This is a genomic window from Rhodobacter sp. 24-YEA-8 (assembly GCF_900105075.1).
Lineage (GTDB): Bacteria > Pseudomonadota > Alphaproteobacteria > Rhodobacterales > Rhodobacteraceae > Pseudogemmobacter.
This window is the reverse complement of sequence record NZ_FNSK01000001.1, coordinates 1,910,875-1,930,565: the sequence shown is the minus strand read 5'-3', so window position 1 is coordinate 1,930,565 and position 19,691 is coordinate 1,910,875. Positions and strand designations below refer to the sequence as shown.

The window sequence follows — 19,691 nt, the reverse complement described above, 5'->3', positions numbered from 1 at the left end:
GTCATTTTGCCCTTGGGTGGGACTTCTTTACCCGAAGCGCGCGGGGGTGAGCGCGGCGACCAGGTCGGGCGCAAGTTCCGGACTTTTCCCAAGGATCAGCGCGGCCGCGAGCTGGCTCGCCGCCGGGCAGGTCTGGAAGCCATAGCCGCCCTGGCCCGCCAGCCAGAAGAACCCCGCCTGCCCTGGCGCAAAGCCGATCACGGGCTGGCGGTCGGGCGAAAAGGTCCGCAGCCCCGCCCAGCTTGCGAGGAGGCGCGTCACCGGCTCGGTCACGCAATCCTCATAGCGTGCAAGCCCCTCGGCCAGCACCATATCATCGGCCCAGGCGTCATGCGGCGCATCAACCGGGTCTTCTTCGGCCGGCGAGACGATCAGCGCGCCGGCATCCGGCTTCATGTACCAGCTCTCTTCCGGGCCGAAGACCATCGGCCAGCGGGCCACATCCACCCCCAGAGGTGCGGGGATCCGCGCCATGGAACGGCGCAGCGGCCTGAACCCGAGCGGCGAAAGCCCCGCCAGGGCCGCGACCTCATCGACCCAGGCGCCGGCGGCATTGATCAGCACCTGTGCCCGCGCCTCGCCGCCCTGCCAGGTGACATGCCAGCCGCTGCCCTCGCGCCGGATCCCGGTCACCCGCGCTTTGACCCGGATCTGAGCCCCCGCCATCCGGGCCTCACGGGCGAAATTCTGCAGGAGCAGATCGGTATCGATATCCTCTGCGGACGTGGAATGCGCCGCGAGGGTGATGCGGTCTGGCCTCAGGATCGGCACCATCGCTCTCGCCTCATCCGGCGGGATCTGCGTCATCTCCATGGCCTGCGCCTCGGCCTTGAACGCGTCTTCCTCGCCGGTGCCTGCAACCAAAAGAAGACCGCGCGGGGTTAGAATATCCGCCGTCGCGCGAAAATGCGGCTCCGAGGCTTTCGACAGCGCCACCACTGCCGACGGGCCGTAATTCGGCTCATAAAGCGCGGCCGAGCGGCCCGAGGCGTGATGCGCCAGCTGATCCTCGGCCTCGAGAAGCAGCACCCGCCCGGCCGGGGCCAGCCTGGCCGCAAGCGAGATCCCCGCGATCCCGCCGCCGATGATGATGAAATCCTGGTCCATGCGTTTCCTCCTCGCCCTGGCCGGATAAGCTCATTGTTTCGGGAGCATCGCAAGTGGTCCGGGGTTGCGCGGTCTGTGGCCAGGATGGGGAGGAATTAACCAGGGCCGCAAAGAGGAGTCACGGCTTTCAGCGGGGTGGGTTAATCTTTTGTTAATCTTTTGCGATTCGCGGAAGATCTGTGTTTTGAAGACCTGTATTGTCCGGCCAGGGCGGTTGTTTCCCGCCAATGTCGGTCCTGTCTGCCCCGTTCTGTCTTTCGTGCCCCTTGTAACCAGTTCCGCTCCAGTTGTGCGTATCGTGCCAGTTCCGTCCGTCCTTCCCGCGCAATCCTCGCTGATTGTCCATCTTGGCCCGCATAAGACCGGATCCACGGCGATCCAGAATATGCTGTGCCAGAATACCGCGCTTTTGCTGTCAGCCGGGGTTTCCACCCTTGCCGGTCCGCTGCCATCGCAGGCCGGAAAGGCTCTGGCCGCCAAAGATTTCGATGCGGCCAGGGGGCTTCTGACCCGGCTTGACCATGAGATCGGCAAAGGCCCGGGCCCGGTCACCATTCTTTCGCAAGAGGATTTCGCCGGCGATCTGTTTGGGCGCACCAATACCACGCAGGTCTATCCGACACTGGTGAAGAACATCCGCATCATGTCGCGGATCTTTGCGCGCCACCGGCCGGTTTTCGTCTTTTTCCGCCGCGAGGAAAAGGAATGGCTGCGCAGCTGCTATGCCCAGCATCTGCGCTATCAGGCCAAATTCTCGCGTTTTGAGGATTTCTCGGCGGCGGTCACGGATTTCCGCTGGGAGGATCTGACGGCAAAACTGGAAGAGACCTTTCCCGGGACGGTGTTCATCGAAGAGTATCGCCGCGCGCCGGATCATGGGGTGACACGGCTCTTGTTCCATGCCGGGTTCCAGGCGTTGCCGCAGGGGTTTGACTGTTCGGCGATGGTGCAAAATCTGTCGCTGCCTGCAGAGACACTGGCGCGGCTGGAACGGCTCAACCGTTTTGCCGACAATTCCAGGCTCCTTCCGGTCTATAAAGACCGGCTGCTTGCGGCAGATCGCGCCGGGGCACCCGGGGGAGGGGATCCGGCCTGGCCGCCCGCGCCGCAGCCGGATGTGCCCGGGCTTTCTGCCCTTGCCCGCCGGGCGGCAGAGCGGGTGGGCGCGCCGGAGCAGGTCGCCGATATCCTGCCAGGCCCCGACGCTGACCTCGCCGCGCTTGGCGCAAGCCAGATGGCCGCTGACGCCGAAATGCTCCAGGTCAGCCGCAGCGATATGCGCGACCAGGCCGATATTCTGCGCTATCATTTCCGCGGCCGCAGCGAACTGGCCTGGACGCTGGGCCTGACGATCTCGTACCTGCGCCGCGATACCCAGCTGAACGACAAGGCCCGTGATCTCTTCCATCGCATCTGGCGTGAGGAGGGGAAGAACCTCGCGGCGGAACTCAGCACGCGCTGGCTGATCTCGAGCCTGCAGACCTTCCTCGATCACGGCCGGAGCGAGGCGCAGCGCCTGATCGGCGGCATCGGCTATTTCTACGCCAATATGATGAAGATTTATGAGGGCGAGCGTGCCATTGAGGGGCATGAAACCAATGCGGTCTATCCCGGTTCCGAGGCGCAAACAAAGAATGGCTTTCGCGGCATGGATCGCTACAGCCTTGGCGGCACGGACCTTTTGCTCAACACCAATGCGCTGGCGCTGAGCTATGCGGCGGCCGATCCGGTGGCGGGGCTGATCCTCGAAGAACTGCTTTTGCGGGTGAAGCACAGCCATTCGGTCTTTTCGCGCAACGACCAGAGCCGGGCGGAGCTGGGCGTCTCACGGCCCGGTTTCACCAATACCTGGACCTTCTTTGACGAGGTGGCGCCGCGCGCGTCAGGGCAGGCTCCGGGGTGACTTGTCCGGCCCTCGCCCGGCGCCATAGCAGGATGAAATGGGGTTTTCGCGAAACTGCTGTGCCGGATCGGCCTCTGGCATTCTGTCGCGCTGATCCTGCCACGGGCGGCGGCTGTCCGGCCCGGCGGAGAGCCCGCTTGCTGCGAGGCCGGACGATTGCTAACAACGGTCTGATCCTGAACGGAAAGCGAGCCCCTCCGTGTTGTCTCTGCCTTTGTCCGCGCCGGTTTTGACCCTCGCGATGCGCCTCCGCGCCGTGCGGGGCTGAGCGATGTTTCCCGCAGCCCTTGTCGCCGCGCTGATCGGCTTTGGATCCAGCATCGCAATCGTGCTTTCAGCTGCGGCTGCGGTGGGGGCGAGCCCGGCGCAAACCACCAGCTGGATCCTGGCACTCTGTCTTGCAAAGGCGGCGGGTTCGGCCTTTTTGTCCTGGCGCTATCGGGTACCGGCGGTGCTGGCCTGGTCGACGCCCGGCGCGGCGCTGATCGCGGCCAGTGCCGGCGTGAACATGGCCGAGGCGGCAGGTGCCTTTATCGTCGCGGGCCTTCTGGTGGCGCTGACCGGGGTGATCGGGCCGCTGGGGCGGTTGATCCGGGCGATCCCGGACGGAATTGCGGGGGCGATGCTGGCCGGGGTGTTGCTGCCTTTTTCCATGGCAGGGGCAAGGGTCGCGGGCGAGAGCCCGGGTCTTGTGCTGCCGATGGTTGCGGTCTTTGCGCTGGTGCGGCTTTTCAATGCGCCGATGGCGGTGCTGGCGGCTTTGCTCGCGGGCCTCGGCGCGACAGTCATCACCGGAGCGGCGGCCTGGCCTGATCTGACCTTCCACCTGCCGGGCCTTGTTCTTGTCACGCCGGAATTCTCGCCCGGCGTGCTGATCGGGCTCGCGGTGCCGCTCTATCTGGTGAATATGGCCTCACAGAACCTGCCTGGGTTTGCGACGATGCGGGCGTCCGGATACGAGCCGCCGGTTTCGCCCGCGCTTGGGGTGACAGGCGGGCTCTCGGCGCTTGCCGGGCTGTTCGGTGCCCATAGTGTGACGATGGCAGCGATCACAGCTGCGATCTGTATGGGGCCGGATGTGCATTCCGATCCGGCGCGGCGCTGGAAGGTGGGGATCGTCTATGCGGCGATCTGGATCTGTCTTGGCCTGTTCAGCCCTATGATCCTGATGCTGCTTACAGCGCTGCCGGCCGCGGTGATGGTGACGCTTGTGGCGCTGGCCCTGCTCGGGCCTCTGACCGGCGCATTGGCAACCGCCTGTGCCGCACCCGATCAGCGTTTCTCGGCCACGCTGACGCTTGCGGTAAGTGCGTCTGGCATGACAGCTTTCGGGATCGGAGCAGCATTCTGGGGGCTGATGGCCGGCATTGCCATTTTCGGCCTGGAAAGACTGCACGCCGCCCGCCAGAGGTAAGCGCCGATTTCTTCAAAGAAATCGGACCGGAATTTTGGAAAATTCCGGTTGCTCCCCCTGATGGGTCTCCAGATCAGAAGGGAATTTCATCATCCTTGCTGGCGGCGGTCACGAAGCCGGCTTTCACATGTTTCACGCCGGCTTTTTCGAAATCGACTTCAAATGTATCGGCTTCCATATCGAGAATTCTGCCATAGCCGAATTTCTGATTGAACACCCTGTCGCCCACTGAAAAACCGGAAAGAGCCTCCAGATCGATCGTCACCTGGCGGCGTGGCGTGGCCGGGCGCGGGCCGGCATTGCTTTGCAGCCGGCGCCAGCCGGGCGAGTTATAGACATCGGCTTTGGTCGCCCGGGCCTCGATATCCGAGCCAAAGCCCCCGCCGCCAAAATCCCCGGCAAACCCCCCGCTCGCAGCCGCGCCGTAGCCCCCGCCCATCAGCCCGGGCGGTGTCAGCACATCCACATCCGCGACCGGCAGTTCATCGACAAAGCGCGAGGCCATCTGGCTTTGCCATTGCCCGTAGACCCGGCGGTTGGAGGCGAAAGAGATATAGCACAGTTCCTCGGCCCGGGTGATGCCGACATAGGCGAGGCGGCGCTCCTCCTCGATGCCTTTCTGACCCGATTCGTCCATGCTGCGCTGGCTGGGGAACAGCCCTTCCTCCCATCCGGGCAGGAAGACCGCCGGGAATTCCAGCCCCTTGGCCCCGTGCAGCGTCATGATCGAGACCTTCTCGGCGGCCTCTTCGCTGTCATTCTCCATCACCAGCGCGACATGTTCCAAAAAGCCCTGAAGGCTGTCGAACTGCTCCAGCGCCTTCACCAGTTCCTTGAGGTTTTCCAGCCGCCCCTCGGCATCCGGATTTTTATCCTTTTCGGCATTCTGCCACATCGTAGTGTAGCCGGATTCATCAAGGATCAATTCCGCTAAAAGCGAATGATTGCCTTTCAATATCTCGATGTTCCTATTAACGAGCGAGATTTTTGCGCGGCAAACCTTCAACTGTTCGATCAGATCGGCCAGCATATTTTCTGGGTGCGTGATGTCGGTGATGCTACGGTTTAGCTGGAAGGCCTCCGCTTCCAAATTTTCAAGGTCAAGCTCGTAATTCTCAATTACGTTCTGGTTACCTCTGTTTACAATCCACCAGTGCCAGTAGTCGATCCCCTCAACGAACTGGCGCAGCTGCCCGGCACCCTTGCCGCCGATGCCGCCGGTCGAGACGAGGCTGCGCGCGCCCTCCTGCTGGCTCATGCCGATCCGCCGCGCCTCGGCCCTGATGGATGCCGTCGCCTTTTCGCCAAGCCCGCGTTTCGGCAGGTTGACCACGCGTTCAAACGCCAGATCATCCTCGGGCGAGACCGCGAGGCGGAAATAGGCCATCGCATCGCGGATCTCCTGGCGCTCGTAAAAGCGCGGGCCACCGATCACGCGATAGGGCAGGCCGATGGTCAGGAACCGGTCCTCAAAGGCGCGCATCTGATGCGAGGCCCGCACAAGGATCGCCTGGGAATTCAGCCCGACCGGCAGATGGCCGCGTGTTCCCCTGGCCAGTGCTTCGATCTCTTCGCCGATCGCACGCGCCTCTTCCTCGCCATCCCAATAGCCGGTGAGGCGGACCTTCTCGCCTTCTTCGGCTTCGGTCCAGAGCGTCTTGCCAAGCCGGTTGGCATTGCCCCGGATCACCGCCGAGGCCGCCGCCAGGATATGCGGGGTCGAGCGGTAATTCTGTTCCAGCCGGATCACCTTGGCGCCGGGGAAATCCTTTTCAAATTTCAGGATATTGCCGACCTCGGCACCGCGCCAGCCATAGATCGACTGATCGTCATCGCCGACACAGCAGATATTCTGATGGCCCTGCGCCAGCAGCCTGAGCCAGAGGTACTGGCAGACATTGGTATCCTGATATTCATCGACGAGGATATATTTAAACCAGCGCTGATACTGCGCCAGAACATCGGGATGCGCGCGGAAGATGGTCACGCAATGCAAGAGCAGATCGCCGAAATCGCAGGCGTTCAGGGTGCGCAGCCGCTCCTGATACTGGGCGTAAAGTTCAGTGCCTTTATTGTCATAGGCGCCGGCTTCCGATGAGGGCACCTTGTCCGGGGTCCAGGCGCGGTTCTTCCAGGTGTCGATCAGCCCGGCCAGCATCCGGGGCGGCCAGCGCTTGTCATCCATATTCGCAGCCTGGATCAGCTGTTTCAAAAGCCTGAGCTGGTCATCAGTGTCGAGAATGGTAAAGCTCGGCTTCAGCCCGGCGAGTTCGGCATGGCGGCGCAGGATTTTCACGCTGAGCGAGTGGAATGTCCCCATCCAGGGCATGCCGCTTTCAGATTGGTTCATCGCCTCGACGCGGGATTTCATCTCGCGCGCGGCTTTATTGGTAAAGGTGACCGCAAGGATCTCGTTACTGCGCGCACGCCCCTCGCGCATCAGATGCACGATCCGCGCCGTCAGCGCCTTGGTCTTGCCGGTTCCCGCGCCCGCAAGCATCAGGACCGGCCCGTCCAGCGTCAGCACGGCCTCTAGCTGCGCCGGGTTCAGCCCGTCGAGATAAGGTTTCGGACGTGCCGCGAGTGCCCGCTGCGAAAGCGGGACAGGGGCTGCTGCTGCCTCGAAGGCTTCGTGATCATCCCAGGGGTCCATAAGGTCAGATTTAGCCTGCGTGTTTCGGATGTTCAAGGAATGTTCCGGCTTGCCCGGCAAATCAACGCTTTTTGCGCGACCCGTTCCGCGGCGGGGTCCAATTGCCTGCATGTTCCATAAAGCTGCCGCCCCGAGTGGCAAGCCTGACCGGATCAGATGCGGGGGAATGTTCGGGACTATGTCGGCATTGATCATTCGCCAGATTGTGATCGCGGCCATCTTCGGAATGCTGTTTCTGATCGGGAAAATCCGGCGCGACCTCCACCGGGCAAAGCGACTTGCCGATGGCACGATGCAGCTGCGGTTTTTCAGCCGGAATGGTGTTGCAGCGGCCCGGGCAGCCGGGTCGGAAAGCTGCGCGAATATGCCTGGATCGCGTTTTTGCTTTTGCCGCTGGTGCATCCGTTCCAAAGGCAACCCCTGAATATCCGCTGGAATACGGCCGGAATCGCCGGACCCGGCGGGGCAAATTCCCGAACGTTTCTGACATTCACAGCATTTCCGCCCGGGGCGCGCAGCCGGGCCAGCGGTGTCCGGTCGGTAACAGATTTGCAACTGCAAACTGTGCCTGCATATTTCGCAAAATTTGCAGGTTTTCTGCGCTGCGGCCTTGCGCCGCAGTGCAGCGCCCATAGAGTGCGCCCCAAAGAAACAGTCCCGGGGAGGTCTGCCATGCCCGAATTTCGGAAAATCCTTATCGCCAATCGTGGTGAAATCGCGATCCGTGCGATGCGTGCTGCCAATGAAATGGGGAAAAAGACGGTCGCCGTTTATGCAGAAGAGGACAAGCTCTCGCTGCACCGTTTCAAGGCGGATGAGGCCTATCTGATCGGCAAGGGTATGAGCCCGGTCGGCGCCTATCTCTCGATCCCGGAAATCATCCGGGTCGCACGGCTCTCGGGCGCGGATGCGATCCATCCGGGCTATGGGCTTTTGTCGGAAAACCCTGATTTCGTCGAGGCTTGTGATGCCGCGGGCATCACCTTTATCGGCCCGCGCGCCGAAACCATGCGCGCGCTTGGCGATAAGGCCTCGGCCCGCAAGGTTGCGATCGAGGCGGGTGTTCCCGTCATCCCCGCGACCGAAGTGCTGGGCGACGACATGGCGCTCATTCGTAAACAGGCGAAAGAGGTCGGCTATCCGCTGATGCTGAAAGCCTCCTGGGGCGGCGGCGGTCGCGGCATGCGGCCGATCAATTCAGAAGACGAACTTGAGGCCAAAGTGCTGGAGGGGCGGCGCGAGGCCGAAGCCGCTTTCGGCAATGGCGAGGGCTATCTGGAGAAAATGATTCTCCGCGCTCGCCATGTCGAGGTGCAGATCCTTGGCGATAAAGAGGGCAATGTCTGGCACCTGTGGGAACGGGACTGCACCGTGCAGCGCCGCAACCAGAAGGTGGTCGAGCGCGCGCCCGCGCCTTACCTCAGCCAGGAACAGCGCGAGGCGGTCTGCGAAATGGCGCGCCGCATCTGTAAACACGTCAATTACGAATGCGCCGGCACCGTTGAATTCCTGATGGATATGGACAGCCAGGAATTCTACTTCATCGAGGTGAATCCCCGCGTCCAGGTCGAACATACCGTTACCGAAGAAGTGACCGGCATCGATATCGTTCAGGCCCAGATCCTGATCGAGGAGGGCAAATCGCTGCCCGAGGCGACCGGGGTCGCAAGCCAGGCCGAGGTCAGGCTGAACGGCCATGCGCTGCAATGTCGTGTGACGACCGAAGACCCGCTGAACAATTTCATCCCCGATTACGGCCGGCTGACGGCTTATCGCTCGGCCACCGGCAATGGGATCCGGCTGGATGGCGGCACCGCCTATGCCGGCGGCGTGATCACGCGCTATTATGACAGTCTGCTCGTCAAGGTCACCGCCCATGCCCAGACGCCGGAAAAGGCGCTGCATCGCATGGACCGGGCATTGCGCGAATTCCGCATCCGGGGCCTTGCGACGAATATCGAATTCGTCATCAATCTGCTGAAGCACCCGACCTTCCTCGACAGCTCTTATACGACGAAGTTCATCGACACGACGCCGGATCTGTTCAGTTTCAAGAAGCGTCAGGACAGGGCAACCAAGATCCTGACCTATCTTGCCGATATCTCGGTCAATGGTCACCCCGAGACCAATGGCCGCCCGAAGCCGGCGGAGGCCAAGGCACCGAAAGCGCCGGTTGCGCGCGAGGGTCAGCCCGCTTACGGCACCCGCAACCTGCTGGAGCAAAAGGGTCCGCAGGCGGTCGCTGACTGGATGAAGGCGCAGACCCAGGTGCTGCTGACCGACACCACGATGCGTGATGGTCACCAGTCGCTCCTGGCGACGCGGATGCGCTCGATCGACATGATCAAGGCGGCACCCGCCTATGCCGCCAATCTGCCGCAGCTCTTCTCGGTTGAATGCTGGGGGGGCGCGACCTTTGACGTGGCCTATCGCTTCCTGCAGGAATGCCCCTGGCAGCGGCTGCGCGATCTGCGCGCCGCGATGCCGAACCTGATGACGCAGATGCTGCTGCGCGCCTCGAACGGGGTCGGTTACACGAATTATCCGGATAATGTCGTCCAGTCCTTCGTGAAACAGGCTGCCGAGACCGGGGTGGATGTCTTCCGCGTGTTCGACAGCCTGAACTGGGTTGAAAACATGCGCGTTGCCATGGACGCGGTGCTGGAGGCGAACAAGATCTGCGAAGGCACGATCTGCTATACCGGCGACATGCTCGACCCGGATCGCTCGAAATATGATTTGAAATACTATGTCGAGCGTGCGGGAGAGCTGAAAGCCGCCGGTGCGCATGTGCTGGGGCTGAAGGACATGGCGGGGCTTCTGAAGCCTGCCGCCGCAAGGGTGCTGATCAGAACGCTCAAGCAGGAGATCGGCCTGCCGGTGCATTTCCACACCCATGACACGTCCGGCGCCTCGGCGGCGACGGTGCTCGCGGCCTGTGATGCAGGCGTCGATGCGATTGACGCGGCGATGGACGCATTTTCGGGCGGCACCTCGCAGCCCTGCCTCGGCTCCATCGTCGAGGCGCTGCGCCATACCGAGCGTGACACCGGGCTTGATATCGGTGCCGTGCGCGAGATGTCGAATTACTGGGAACATGTCCGGGCGCAGTATGCCGCGTTTGAATCGGGCACTGCGGCGCCGGCCTCCGAGGTCTGGCTGCATGAGATGCCCGGGGGCCAGTTCACCAATCTCAAGGCCCAGGCGCGTTCGCTTGGTCTGGAAGACCGCTGGCCCGAGGTTGCGCAATCCTATGCCGATGCGAACCAGATGTTCGGCGATATCGTCAAGGTGACGCCGTCGTCCAAAGTGGTCGGGGATATGGCGCTGATGATGGTGGCCCAGGGCCTGACCCGCGCCCAGGTCGAGGATCCGGGCACCGATGTGGCTTTCCCCGATTCGGTTGTCGATATGCTCAGGGGCAATCTGGGGCAGCCCTACCAGGGCTGGCCGCAGGGCATCCTGAAAAAGGTGCTGAAAGGCGAGAAACCTCTGACCGAACGTCCCGGCGCGCATCTGCCGCCGGTGGATATGGAAGAGACCCGTGCAAAGGTCTCGGCCGAGCTTGGTGGCCTGAAGATCGATGACGAGGATCTGAACGGCTATCTGATGTATCCGAAGGTCTTCCTCGATTATATGAGCCGCCACCGGGTTTACGGTCCTGTGCGCACCCTGCCGACGCGGGCGTTTTTCTACGGGATGGAGCCCGGCGAAGAAATCGCGGTGGAGATCGATCCGGGCAAGACGCTGGAAATCCGTTTCCTGACGCTGGGCGAGGTGGATGATGCGGGCGAGGTGAAGGTCTTTTTTGAACTGAACGGCCAGCCCCGCACGATCCGGGTGCCGAACCGTGCGGTGAAGGCGAAGACAGCGGCGCGCCCCAAGGCGGTCGATGGCAACCAGGCCCATATCGGCGCGCCGATGCCGGGCTCGGTCGCGAGCGTCGCGGTGACTTCGGGGCAGAAGGTCAGGGCAGGGGATCTCCTGCTGACGATCGAGGCGATGAAGATGGAAACCGGGCTTCACGCCGACCGCGAGGCCACGGTGAAAGCGGTCCTTGTCAGCGCAGGCGCACAGATCGAAGCCAAGGATCTGCTGATCGAACTGGAGTGAGCCTGACGGGGGGGGGGCTGCCGTCTCCCCCGCGAGTATTTTTCTCAAGAGGAGGAAATGCGGATATTTTCCTCTTGCGGTGACCGGGCGCTTCGCCTAAATCCCCGTTCACCGAAACGGTGCGGGCGTAGCTCAGGGGTAGAGCATAACCTTGCCAAGGTTAGGGTCGGGCGTTCGAATCGCCTCGCCCGCTCCAATTCGGAAAAGCAAAGGGCGCCTTCGTGGCGCCCTTTTGCATTTCACACCCTTGCCGCGCAGGTGAGGGGCGACTATTCCCTGCCGCAAAGACCGCGGGAGGCAGATGAGATGCGCAAGGCCACTATAAGCCGCAAGACGGCGGAAACCGGGATCGAGGTCGAGATCAACCTCGACGGCACCGGTCGCTATGATTGCCGGACCGGCGTCGGCTTCTTTGACCATATGCTCGACCAGCTGGCGCGCCATTCGCTGATCGATATCATGGTGCGGGCCGAGGGCGATCTGCATGTCGATGATCATCACACGGTCGAAGATACCGGAATCGCGCTTGGCCAGGCTCTGGTAAAGGCGCTTGGCGACAAAAAGGGTATCCGGCGCTACGGCCATTTCCGGCTTGCCATGGATGACACCCAGGTGGCGGCGGCGCTCGATCTGTCGGCGCGGCCTTTCCTGGTGTGGAATGTCGATTTCCCCAGCCAGAAGATCGGCACCTTCGACACCGAACTCGTGCGCGAATTCTTCCAGGCGCTGTCGACCCATGGCGGCATCACGCTGCATATCGACCGTCTCCATGGCATCAACAGCCACCACATCGCCGAAGCCAGTTTCAAGGCGGTCGCGCGTGCGCTGCGCGAGGCAGTGGAGCCGGATCCGCGCATGGCGGGTGTCCTTCCTTCGACCAAGGGTGCCCTGTGACACGGGTGCGCTGTGAGCGCCGCAAATTTCTTGCAAGAAATCTGGCCGGAGTTTTTCAAAACTCCGGTTTGCGCCCTTTGACCACGGGAGCGCCGCTATGACCCTGACCGTTCTGGTGGATTACGACAGCGGCAACCTCCATTCCGCCGCCAAGGCGTTTCAGCGCATGGCCGATGAGACCGGGGCGGGCGATATCATCGTGTCATCGCGGCCCGAGGACGTGCTGCGCGCGTCGCGTATCGTCTTGCCGGGCGACGGGGCTTTCCCGTCCTGCCGCAGGGCGCTCGCCGCAAAAGACGGGCTGTTCGAAGCGATTGAAGAGGCGGTGATCACCCGGGCACGGCCGTTCTTTGGCATTTGCATCGGGATGCAGATGCTGGCCTCGCGCGGGTTTGAACATGGCGACACGCCCGGATTTGACTGGATCCGGGGCGAGGTCGGGCGGATTTCGCCGGCCGATCCCGCCCTGAAAGTGCCGCATATGGGCTGGAACGATCTGCAGATCGACCGACCGCATCCGGTGCTGTCTGGTGTGAAAAGTGGCGATCATGCCTATTTCGTCCATTCCTGGCAGTTTCGCACGGCCTCGGCCGAAAACCGCATCGCCTGGGTGGATTACGCAGGCGAGGTGACCGCGATTGTCGGGCGCGACAATATTTTCGGGACCCAGTTCCACCCCGAGAAAAGTGCTGCCACCGGCCTCAGGATCATCGCGAACTTTCTCGCGTGGAAGCCCTGAGCTGCGGTCCTTAACTGACGCGGGTTGGAGCGGACCCGCTAGTCGTAGAACGCGGTATCTTACATTTCGATCCGGTTCCCGTCGCCCGGATGCATGTGCCACACTCACGGCAGATCCCCGGAACACAGCCCTGATCGCGATTCTTTTGCCGCGCGGCTGCATCCCGGAGTTAAAGGTCATTCCGCGATCAGACGACCACTGCGTGCCGCTGTCATAAAGGCCGCGCGAAAGCCTGATTGCTGTCTCCTCCTGCGCTGAAAACCCGCCACCTGAAAACGCACAGACTTCGGGCGGAGTCCTTGGCCAATCAGCCAAAACTTGGCGGGAGGCACGGTCCAGGCCGGTAATGGTCGCCGGCCTGGGCCTTCCCTTCCGGCCCCGCCCGTGCCAAAGGATCGATGATGCCAGTATGACGGAGCCCGGGCCCATGATCCTCTATCCCGCCATCGACCTGAAGGACGGCCAATGTGTGCGCCTCCTGCGCGGAGAGATGTCCGCCGCCACCGTTTTCGGCGATGACCCCGCCGCACAGGCTGCGAAATTCGAGGCCGCCGGCTGCGAATGGCTGCATCTCGTCGATCTGAACGGCGCCTTTGCCGGACAGCCGGTCAATGCGGCGGCGGTCGAGGCGATCCTCGCCCGGATCAGGGTTCCCGCCCAGCTCGGCGGCGGTATCCGGGACCTGGCAACCATCGCGATGTGGCTTGAAAAAGGCCTTTCCCGCGTGATCCTCGGTACTGTCGCGGTCGAAAATCCAGACCTCGTACGCGAGGCAGCCCGCGCCTTCCCGGGCCAGGTCGCAGTCGGCATCGACGCCCGCAAGGGCTTTGTCGCGACCAAGGGCTGGGCCGAAGAAACCACCGTCCAGGTCACCGATCTCGCGAAAAGCTTCGAGGATGCCGGCGTCGCCGCCATCATCTATACCGATATCGATCGCGACGGCGCGATGCAGGGCCCGAATATCACCGCGACCGAAGCACTCGCCCGTGCGGTTTCGATCCCGGTGATCGCCTCGGGCGGCGTCAGCCGGATGGAAGACCTGATCCATCTGCGCGATACAGGCGTGATTGCCGGCGCCATCTCGGGCCGCGCCCTCTATGATGGCGCCATCGACCTTGCCACCGCCCTTGAAACCCTGAAGGCCTGAACGGCTTTCATCTGTCGCTAAATATCCCGGGGGAGTCCCGCGCCAGCGGGACGGGGGCAGAGCCCCCTGCTTTTTCCCTGGCCCGGCCCGCCACAGGAGACCCGACCGGATGCTGAAGACCCGCCTGATCCCCTGCCTCGACGTTGCCGATGGCCGCGTGGTCAAGGGTGTGAATTTTGTCAATCTGGTCGATGCCGGTGACCCGGTCGCCGTGGCTGCCGCCTATGACCGCGCCGGCGCCGACGAGATCACCTTCCTCGACATCCATGCCACTCATGAAAACCGTGGCACGATGTTCGACCTTGTCACCCGCACCGCCGAACAGATCTATGTGCCCCTGACCGTGGGCGGCGGCGTGCGCAGCCATGAGGATGTCCGCGCGCTGCTGCTCGCCGGTGCCGACAAGGTCAGCTTCAACTCCGCCGCTGTGGCGAACCCCGATGTTGTCGCCGAAGCCGCCGACCGTTTCGGCAGCCAGTGCATCGTCGTTGCCATCGACGCGAAAACCGTCAGCCCCGGCAAATGGGAGATCTTCACCCATGGCGGCCGCAAACCGACCGGCATCGACGCGGTCGATTTCGCCCGGCTCGTCGAGGCAAAAGGCGCGGGCGAGATCCTCCTGACCTCGATGGACCGCGACGGCACCAAAGACGGCTACAACCTGCCCCTGACGCGCGCGATCTCGGAGGCGGTGAAGATCCCGGTCATCGCCTCGGGGGGGGCCGGCAACCTTGACCACCTTGTTGCGGGCATCCGCGAAGGCCGCGCCTCGGCCGTGCTCGCGGCCTCGATCTTCCATTTCGGCACCTATACCATCGCCGAAGCCAAGGCCCATATGGCGGCGGCGGGCATCCCGATGCGGCTGGAGTAAAGCCATGACCCAATCCGATACAGACAGCCTCGCCCGCCTCGCGACCACCATCGCCGCGCGCAAAAATGCCGATCCCGAAACCTCCTGGACCGCCAAGCTGCTGTCAAAGGGCCCCGGGAAATGCGCCGCGAAATTCGGCGAAGAGGCGGTCGAGGCGATCATCGAAGCCGCCAAAGGCGACCGCGAGCGCCTGATTTCCGAAGGCGCCGATGTGCTTTACCATTTCCTTGTCATGCTGACGTCGCGCGATGTCACGCTGGCCGATGTGCTTGAGGAACTCGCGCGTCGCGAGGGGCTCTCCGGCATCGCCGAGAAACAATCGCGCGGCTGAGCCCTGGCCAGCACCATTCGGCCCGGTGCGCGGCTTCCTTTGTCCGGCGGCCTGCCATTTCCGAGGGGAAGCCTCCACTCTCCGGGGCGCAGATATCGCAGGCGGCTGCAGCGGATGTGGCACCAGCATTTGTGAAATGGGGCAGGAAAGTCATGCGACCGGATGGCGATCCGCCTCGCGCGTCACAGGCCCCCTGCGCGCGGCGTGACGGACCCAGGACAGAGCTTGCGTGACCCTGGACCGTTGTGGCTTCAGTCGAAGAGGTCGATCCGGTGCGGGTTGAGCCGTCTGAGATCGCCGCGCCGCAATGTCAGCCCGTTGCGGTCGAAGAAATCGAGGATCTCGATCGCGACCTTGCGCCCGTTCTGCACCTGATCGCGAAAAGCGGGGGCGGTGAACCAGCCATCCGCGCTGGCGGCGGCGATATCGCGCAGGATCGCTACCATCTCGCGCACCACGATGCGGGCGAAGAAATGGTCCGTGGCGATCTGATCGGTGAGGCCTAGCCTCTGGCTGTGGCGCATCAGCCGGCGCAGCTCTTTCTCTTCGACGGCGAATTCGGTCGCGAAATCGCGCACCCGGGGCGGGCGAAAGCGCTCTTCGCCCAGAAGCCGGGGGAAGATGCGGGCGAACAGTGCCTCATCCTCGGGCGAGAGGCGCACCTGATGCCCGGGAAGCCGCAGAAATGCGCCATCCAGCACCAGGCGGCCGGCGCCGGCCTCTTCCTGAAGGAATAAAAGGAAGACCTCTTTCGGCAGGCGTGGGCTCAGCATCAGCCGCAACCGCTCGCGGCCAAGGCCGGCGAGGTCGGGATTGGCCGCGTGGAATTCCCCCAGATGGGTGGCGAGCCCCGTGCGCAGTGCCTGGATCTGGGCCGGCGAGAGGGCGAGGGGGCCAAGCAGCACCGCCCCGGCCTGTGCCGCGAGATCCGGGCCGGAAGCGGGATCAAGCCCGCGATCACGCAGGAAGACCGGCATATCGACGGGCGCAACCTGCAGGAGCCGCCGCAGCGCCGCCCCGGAAGAGGTTTCGCGGGCGGCCTCAAGCCAGGCCAGCCGCTCGGGTGTGCCACGTTTGCGCGCGGGTGCCCGCAAATCGATGAAGAAACCGCCCGCGAGCGAGCGCGTTGCAGAGGTGTCGCGCAGAATGAAACGGTCGCCCATGGTGGCGGCAATCGGGCGCTCCAGCACAAGCTGCGCGAAACCGGTCTCGCCCGGAGCGATGTCGCCGCCAATCGGCACGACGCGGGCCGCGACCTCGCAGGCATGGGTGTAAAGATGCACAGGCAGCCATGTGGTGACGGGTCTGGGGGCCGAGGCCAGCACGTCAAGCATGACGTCGATCCGCCCGGCGGGGGCATGCAGCCCGGGGGCGAGAATCATGTCGCCGCGCTGGATCGCATCTTTCGTCACGCCGTCCCCGGTCAGGTTCAGCGCGCAGCGTTGCCCGGCAAGCCCCTGATCAGATTTGCGGTTCTGGGCATGGATGCCGCGCACCCGCGCCGGCAGGCCGAGGGGAGAGATCATCACCTGATCGCCCACCGCCACGCGGCCTGCGATCATTGTCCCTGTGACCACCGTGCCCGCGCCCGCAATGGTGAAGCTGCGGTCAACTGAGAGCCGCATCGGCCCGGAAGACGCGCGTTCACGCATTTCTGCCCCGGCTTCGGCAAGGATCCGGCGCAGCTCTGCGATGCCTTCGCCGGTCTGGGCGGAAACCTCGACAACCGGCGCGTCGGCCAGGCTGGTTCCGGCAAGGGCGGCGCGGATTTCCGCCCGGACATTCGCCCGGCGCGTCTCATCGGCGAGATCGGCTTTGGTCATCGCGACCACGCCACCGGGGAGGCCGAGAAGGTTCAGGATTTCAAGATGTTCGCGGGTCTGAGGCATCACGCCGTCATCGGCAGCCACCACCAGAAGGGCAAAGTCGATGCCACCGGCGCCGGCCAGCATGGTACGGATCAGCCGCTCATGACCGGGCACATCGACAAAGCCGGTGATCCGCCCCGATGGGGTTTCCGGTTCAGCCGGATCGCCGAGATCGGTATAGGCGAAGCCGAGTTCAATCGTAATGCCACGCGCCTTTTCTTCGGCCAGGCGGTCGGCATCCACCCCGGTCAGCGCCTGGACCAGCGCCGTCTTGCCGTGGTCGATATGGCCTGCAGTGCCGATGATCACAGCGCGGCCAGGGCGTCAGTCAGCATAGCGTCCTCTTCAAGACAGCGCAGATCAAGGATCAGCGCGCCACCCTGGATATGGCCGATCACTGGCATGGGAAGGGCGCGCAGCTGTGCTGCCAGCCGGTCGGGCGCGTCGCCGCCCTGACCGGTCAGCCGCAGCCCGGCCGAGGGGATCGTATCGACCGGCAGCGCACCAGACCCGATCTGGCTGGCGCAGGGGCAGGGGGTGGCGGCGAAGCCAAAGGGCCGCAGCAGAGCATCAATACGGGGCGCCAGCCGCTGCGCCTGGGCGGCGATCTCTGCCATCGGGCGCGCGAGCATCCTCAATGTGGGCAACCGCTCCGCCAGCCGGTCCGGGTCGCGATAGAGCTTCAGCGTTGCCTCAAGCGCGGCGATGCGGATCTTGTCGAGACGCAGCGCGCGTTTCAGCGGGTTGCGGTTGATCGCGGCGATCAGGTCCTTACGCCCGACGATGAATCCGGCCTGCGGCCCCCCGAGCAGCTTGTCGCCGGAAAAGGTCACCAGATCAGCGCCTTCCGCGACAGCCTCGGCCACCGTGGGCTCACGCCGGAGCCCGTAATGCGACAGATCAACCAGCGAGCCTGCGCCAAGATCGTTCATCATCGGCACCCGCGCCTCGCGCGCGATCAGCGCCAGGTCGGGGGCCGCAACCTCGGCGGTGAAGCCCTCGATCCGGTAATTCGAGGTATGGACCTTCAGGATCACGCCGGTCTCAGCGGTGATCGCGCCCTGGTAATCTTTGGGATGGGTGCGGTTTGTGGTGCCGATTTCGACCAGCTTCGCGCCGGCCCGCGCCATGATATCGGGCATGCGGAAGGCACCACCGATCTCGATCAGCTCGCCGCGCGACACCACTGCCTCGCGGCCCTGGGCAAGGGTGTTCAGCGCGATCAGCACGGCGGCGGCGTTGTTGTTGACGATGGTGGCATCTTCGGCGCCGGTAAGTTCCACCAGGAGCCCGCGCAGATGGTCATCACGCTGACCGCGCCCGCCGGTTTCCAGATCAAATTCCAGGGCGAGGGGATTTGCCATCGCGGTCACCGCCGCGCGCACCGCCTCATCCGCAAGGATCGCGCGGCCGAGATTGGTGTGCAGCACCGTGCCGGTGAGGTTCAGCATCGGCCTGAGCCGGGTGCGGTCACGCGCGGTCAGATCGGCGGCAACCAGATCCGGCAACCGCTGCGCCAGTACAGCACCATCCTCACCGGCGCGGATCGCGTCGCGCATCTCGTCAAGACGCGCCCGCAGCGCCTCGCGCACGGCCTGACGGCCATGGCGGGCGACAAGACCGGCGCCCGCGGCACTGTTCAGGGCCTGATCGACCGAGGGGAGGGCCCGGAACCCCTCCATCAATAGCCCGTCAGAAAGGGGTTGCATCCTGCGCGTTTCAGATCGGTTTCCTTCATCATCATATCAAGTCCGATACTGCCGACATCATCGGCCACCGCGTCAAGGCTCGGGTTCTTTTCCTGGTAGAAAATCTTGATCCAGGAGTGACATTCCCGGCAGCATTCGGCTTTCACCGTCGCCTCGGTCGTCTCGGCAGAGCGGTAAGTCAGCCCTTTATTGGTGCGGCAGGCAAGACAATGAATGCGAACCTCATTCCATTGAGTGGCGCAACCCGAGCAAACGGCGTAGCGGATGCTTTCGATCCCGGGGGTGGAGGTGACCAGCGACGAGACCGGCCGCCCGCCGCATGAGGGGCAGATGCCGGTGCGGATCGGGCGCAGGTTTTCCACTTCCAGCCCCGAGGCGAGACGCGCGAGGTAAACCTGCACGGCGGCCGAGGCGAAAAGATGCGGCGCGGCGCTGTCTTCGGGGATCTCGCCCGCCAGCGCATTGGTCAAAAGCCAGGTCCGATCCCCCTCATCCGCCGCCGTCACCGCCTCAAGTGCGGTGCGGGCGGGGTCTGGCATGGTGATGCGGGCGGCGGCCTCGCAAAGCCGCGCCAGCAGGTAGTGCAACGCGGGATCAGCGGCCAGTGCGGCGCGGTCAATGGGCGGCATCTGGGCCGCCCTGGCACGTGCCAGCTGATCCGGTGCGATCACCGGCGCGGGGCCGGATTTCGCCAGCCGGGCCTGGATCTCTGTGAGCTCTGCGAGGAATGTCAGATAGGGCGCAAGCCGGCTGGTCTGAGCCAGAAAAGCAAACCGCCCGGCGCGACGGGTGAAGACCGCGACCGGGTCGGGCAGGAATGCGAACGGCGCCTCAGGGACGCCGCCGATGACCGAAGGGTCGGGTTGGATGTCATGGGTCATGGGTCTCTCCGGCCGCATTGCATCCTCCCCGGGCCGGGGACGGGCCGGGGAGAGGGCCGGC

General features: G+C 63.9%; 14 protein-coding genes and 1 tRNA gene. 10 read left to right on the top strand and 5 right to left on the bottom strand.

From position 1 onward, the window contains the following. Nucleotides 1–27: 27 nt before the first annotated feature. Nucleotides 28–1,107, bottom strand: coding sequence for an NAD(P)/FAD-dependent oxidoreductase (locus BLW25_RS09460; RefSeq protein WP_092898472.1), 1,080 nt, complete (start codon nucleotides 1,105–1,107; stop codon nucleotides 28–30). Between the two features lie 298 nt (nucleotides 1,108–1,405). Here BLW25_RS09460 and BLW25_RS09455 point away from each other — a divergent pair, with 298 nt between their 5' ends. Further along, nucleotides 1,406–3,010, top strand: a complete 1,605-nt coding sequence (locus BLW25_RS09455; protein WP_143040483.1) for a hypothetical protein — start codon at nucleotides 1,406–1,408, stop codon at nucleotides 3,008–3,010. 271 nt (nucleotides 3,011–3,281) lie between these two features. Further along, a complete protein-coding gene (locus BLW25_RS09450) occupies nucleotides 3,282–4,424 on the top strand; it encodes a benzoate/H(+) symporter BenE family transporter (protein ID WP_092898468.1) in 1,143 nt (380 codons plus the stop codon). A 73-nt stretch (nucleotides 4,425–4,497) separates the two neighbouring features. Here the strand turns inward: BLW25_RS09450 and BLW25_RS09445 are convergent, their stop codons facing one another. After that, on the bottom strand, nucleotides 4,498–7,077 hold the full coding sequence (locus BLW25_RS09445; protein ID WP_092898466.1) for an ATP-dependent helicase: 2,580 nt from the start codon (nucleotides 7,075–7,077) through the stop codon (nucleotides 4,498–4,500). Nucleotides 7,078–7,255: 178 nt separating this feature from the next. Here BLW25_RS09445 and BLW25_RS09440 point away from each other — a divergent pair, with 178 nt between their 5' ends. The 8 genes from BLW25_RS09440 (at nucleotide 7,256) to BLW25_RS09405 (ending at nucleotide 15,172) form a co-directional block, all read left to right on the top strand. After that, nucleotides 7,256–7,501, top strand: a complete 246-nt coding sequence (locus BLW25_RS09440) for a hypothetical protein (RefSeq protein ID WP_092898464.1) — start codon at nucleotides 7,256–7,258, stop codon at nucleotides 7,499–7,501. A 248-nt stretch (nucleotides 7,502–7,749) separates the two neighbouring features. Beyond that, nucleotides 7,750–11,190 (top strand): pyruvate carboxylase, encoded by a 3,441-nt coding sequence (locus BLW25_RS09435; RefSeq protein WP_092898462.1) that lies wholly within the window; start codon nucleotides 7,750–7,752, stop codon nucleotides 11,188–11,190. Nucleotides 11,191–11,311: 121 nt separating this feature from the next. After that, nucleotides 11,312–11,386 (top strand) — tRNA-Gly (locus BLW25_RS09430). A 110-nt stretch (nucleotides 11,387–11,496) separates the two neighbouring features. Further along, nucleotides 11,497–12,084, top strand: a complete 588-nt coding sequence (gene hisB, locus BLW25_RS09425) for an imidazoleglycerol-phosphate dehydratase HisB (protein WP_092898460.1) — start codon at nucleotides 11,497–11,499, stop codon at nucleotides 12,082–12,084. Nucleotides 12,085–12,181: 97 nt separating this feature from the next. Continuing rightward, complete coding sequence (hisH, locus tag BLW25_RS09420; RefSeq protein ID WP_092898458.1) at nucleotides 12,182–12,823, top strand: imidazole glycerol phosphate synthase subunit HisH; 642 nt, start codon at nucleotides 12,182–12,184, stop codon at nucleotides 12,821–12,823. A 427-nt stretch (nucleotides 12,824–13,250) separates the two neighbouring features. Then, entirely contained in the window at nucleotides 13,251–13,970 is a 720-nt protein-coding gene (hisA, locus tag BLW25_RS09415; RefSeq protein WP_092898456.1) for a 1-(5-phosphoribosyl)-5-[(5-phosphoribosylamino)methylideneamino]imidazole-4-carboxamide isomerase, read from the top strand. A 109-nt stretch (nucleotides 13,971–14,079) separates the two neighbouring features. Then, nucleotides 14,080–14,841, top strand: coding sequence for an imidazole glycerol phosphate synthase subunit HisF (hisF, locus tag BLW25_RS09410; protein ID WP_092898454.1), 762 nt, complete (start codon nucleotides 14,080–14,082; stop codon nucleotides 14,839–14,841). A 4-nt stretch (nucleotides 14,842–14,845) separates the two neighbouring features. Next, complete coding sequence (locus BLW25_RS09405) at nucleotides 14,846–15,172, top strand: phosphoribosyl-ATP diphosphatase (protein ID WP_092898452.1); 327 nt, start codon at nucleotides 14,846–14,848, stop codon at nucleotides 15,170–15,172. Between the two features lie 251 nt (nucleotides 15,173–15,423). On the opposite strand, the gene selB is transcribed toward BLW25_RS09405, so the two are convergent. The 3 genes from selB to fdhE are packed head-to-tail and all read right to left on the bottom strand — an operon-like array spanning nucleotide 15,424 to nucleotide 19,630. Beyond that, nucleotides 15,424–17,349: a selenocysteine-specific translation elongation factor gene (gene selB, locus BLW25_RS09400; protein ID WP_092898450.1), complete on the bottom strand. Its 1,926-nt coding sequence runs from the start codon at nucleotides 17,347–17,349 to the stop codon at nucleotides 15,424–15,426. Next, nucleotides 17,346–18,749, bottom strand: a complete 1,404-nt coding sequence (gene selA, locus BLW25_RS09395; protein WP_253188336.1) for an L-seryl-tRNA(Sec) selenium transferase — start codon at nucleotides 18,747–18,749, stop codon at nucleotides 17,346–17,348. The genes selB and selA overlap by 4 nt, the downstream gene beginning before the upstream one ends. Continuing rightward, on the bottom strand, nucleotides 18,722–19,630 hold the full coding sequence (gene fdhE, locus BLW25_RS09390) for a formate dehydrogenase accessory protein FdhE (protein WP_092898446.1): 909 nt from the start codon (nucleotides 19,628–19,630) through the stop codon (nucleotides 18,722–18,724). The genes selA and fdhE overlap by 28 nt, the downstream gene beginning before the upstream one ends. Nucleotides 19,631–19,691: the final 61 nt, after the last annotated feature.

Excerpts from the sequence above, each read along its gene's own strand:
- BLW25_RS09460 (WP_092898472.1), bottom strand. The coding sequence starts at position 1,107 with ATGGACCAGGATTTCATCATCATCGGCGGCGGGATCGCGGGGATCTCG.
- BLW25_RS09450 (WP_092898468.1), top strand. The coding sequence starts at position 3,282 with ATGTTTCCCGCAGCCCTTGTCGCCGCGCTGATCGGCTTTGGATCCAGC.
- BLW25_RS09445 (WP_092898466.1), bottom strand. The coding sequence starts at position 7,077 with ATGGACCCCTGGGATGATCACGAAGCCTTCGAGGCAGCAGCAGCCCCT.
- BLW25_RS09440 (WP_092898464.1), top strand. The coding sequence starts at position 7,256 with ATGTCGGCATTGATCATTCGCCAGATTGTGATCGCGGCCATCTTCGGA.
- BLW25_RS09435 (WP_092898462.1), top strand. The coding sequence starts at position 7,750 with ATGCCCGAATTTCGGAAAATCCTTATCGCCAATCGTGGTGAAATCGCG.
- hisB (WP_092898460.1), top strand. The coding sequence starts at position 11,497 with ATGCGCAAGGCCACTATAAGCCGCAAGACGGCGGAAACCGGGATCGAG.
- hisH (WP_092898458.1), top strand. The coding sequence starts at position 12,182 with ATGACCCTGACCGTTCTGGTGGATTACGACAGCGGCAACCTCCATTCC.
- hisA (WP_092898456.1), top strand. The coding sequence starts at position 13,251 with ATGATCCTCTATCCCGCCATCGACCTGAAGGACGGCCAATGTGTGCGC.
- hisF (WP_092898454.1), top strand. The coding sequence starts at position 14,080 with ATGCTGAAGACCCGCCTGATCCCCTGCCTCGACGTTGCCGATGGCCGC.
- BLW25_RS09405 (WP_092898452.1), top strand. The coding sequence starts at position 14,846 with ATGACCCAATCCGATACAGACAGCCTCGCCCGCCTCGCGACCACCATC.
- selA (WP_253188336.1), bottom strand. The coding sequence starts at position 18,749 with ATGCAACCCCTTTCTGACGGGCTATTGATGGAGGGGTTCCGGGCCCTC.
- fdhE (WP_092898446.1), bottom strand. The coding sequence starts at position 19,630 with ATGACCCATGACATCCAACCCGACCCTTCGGTCATCGGCGGCGTCCCT.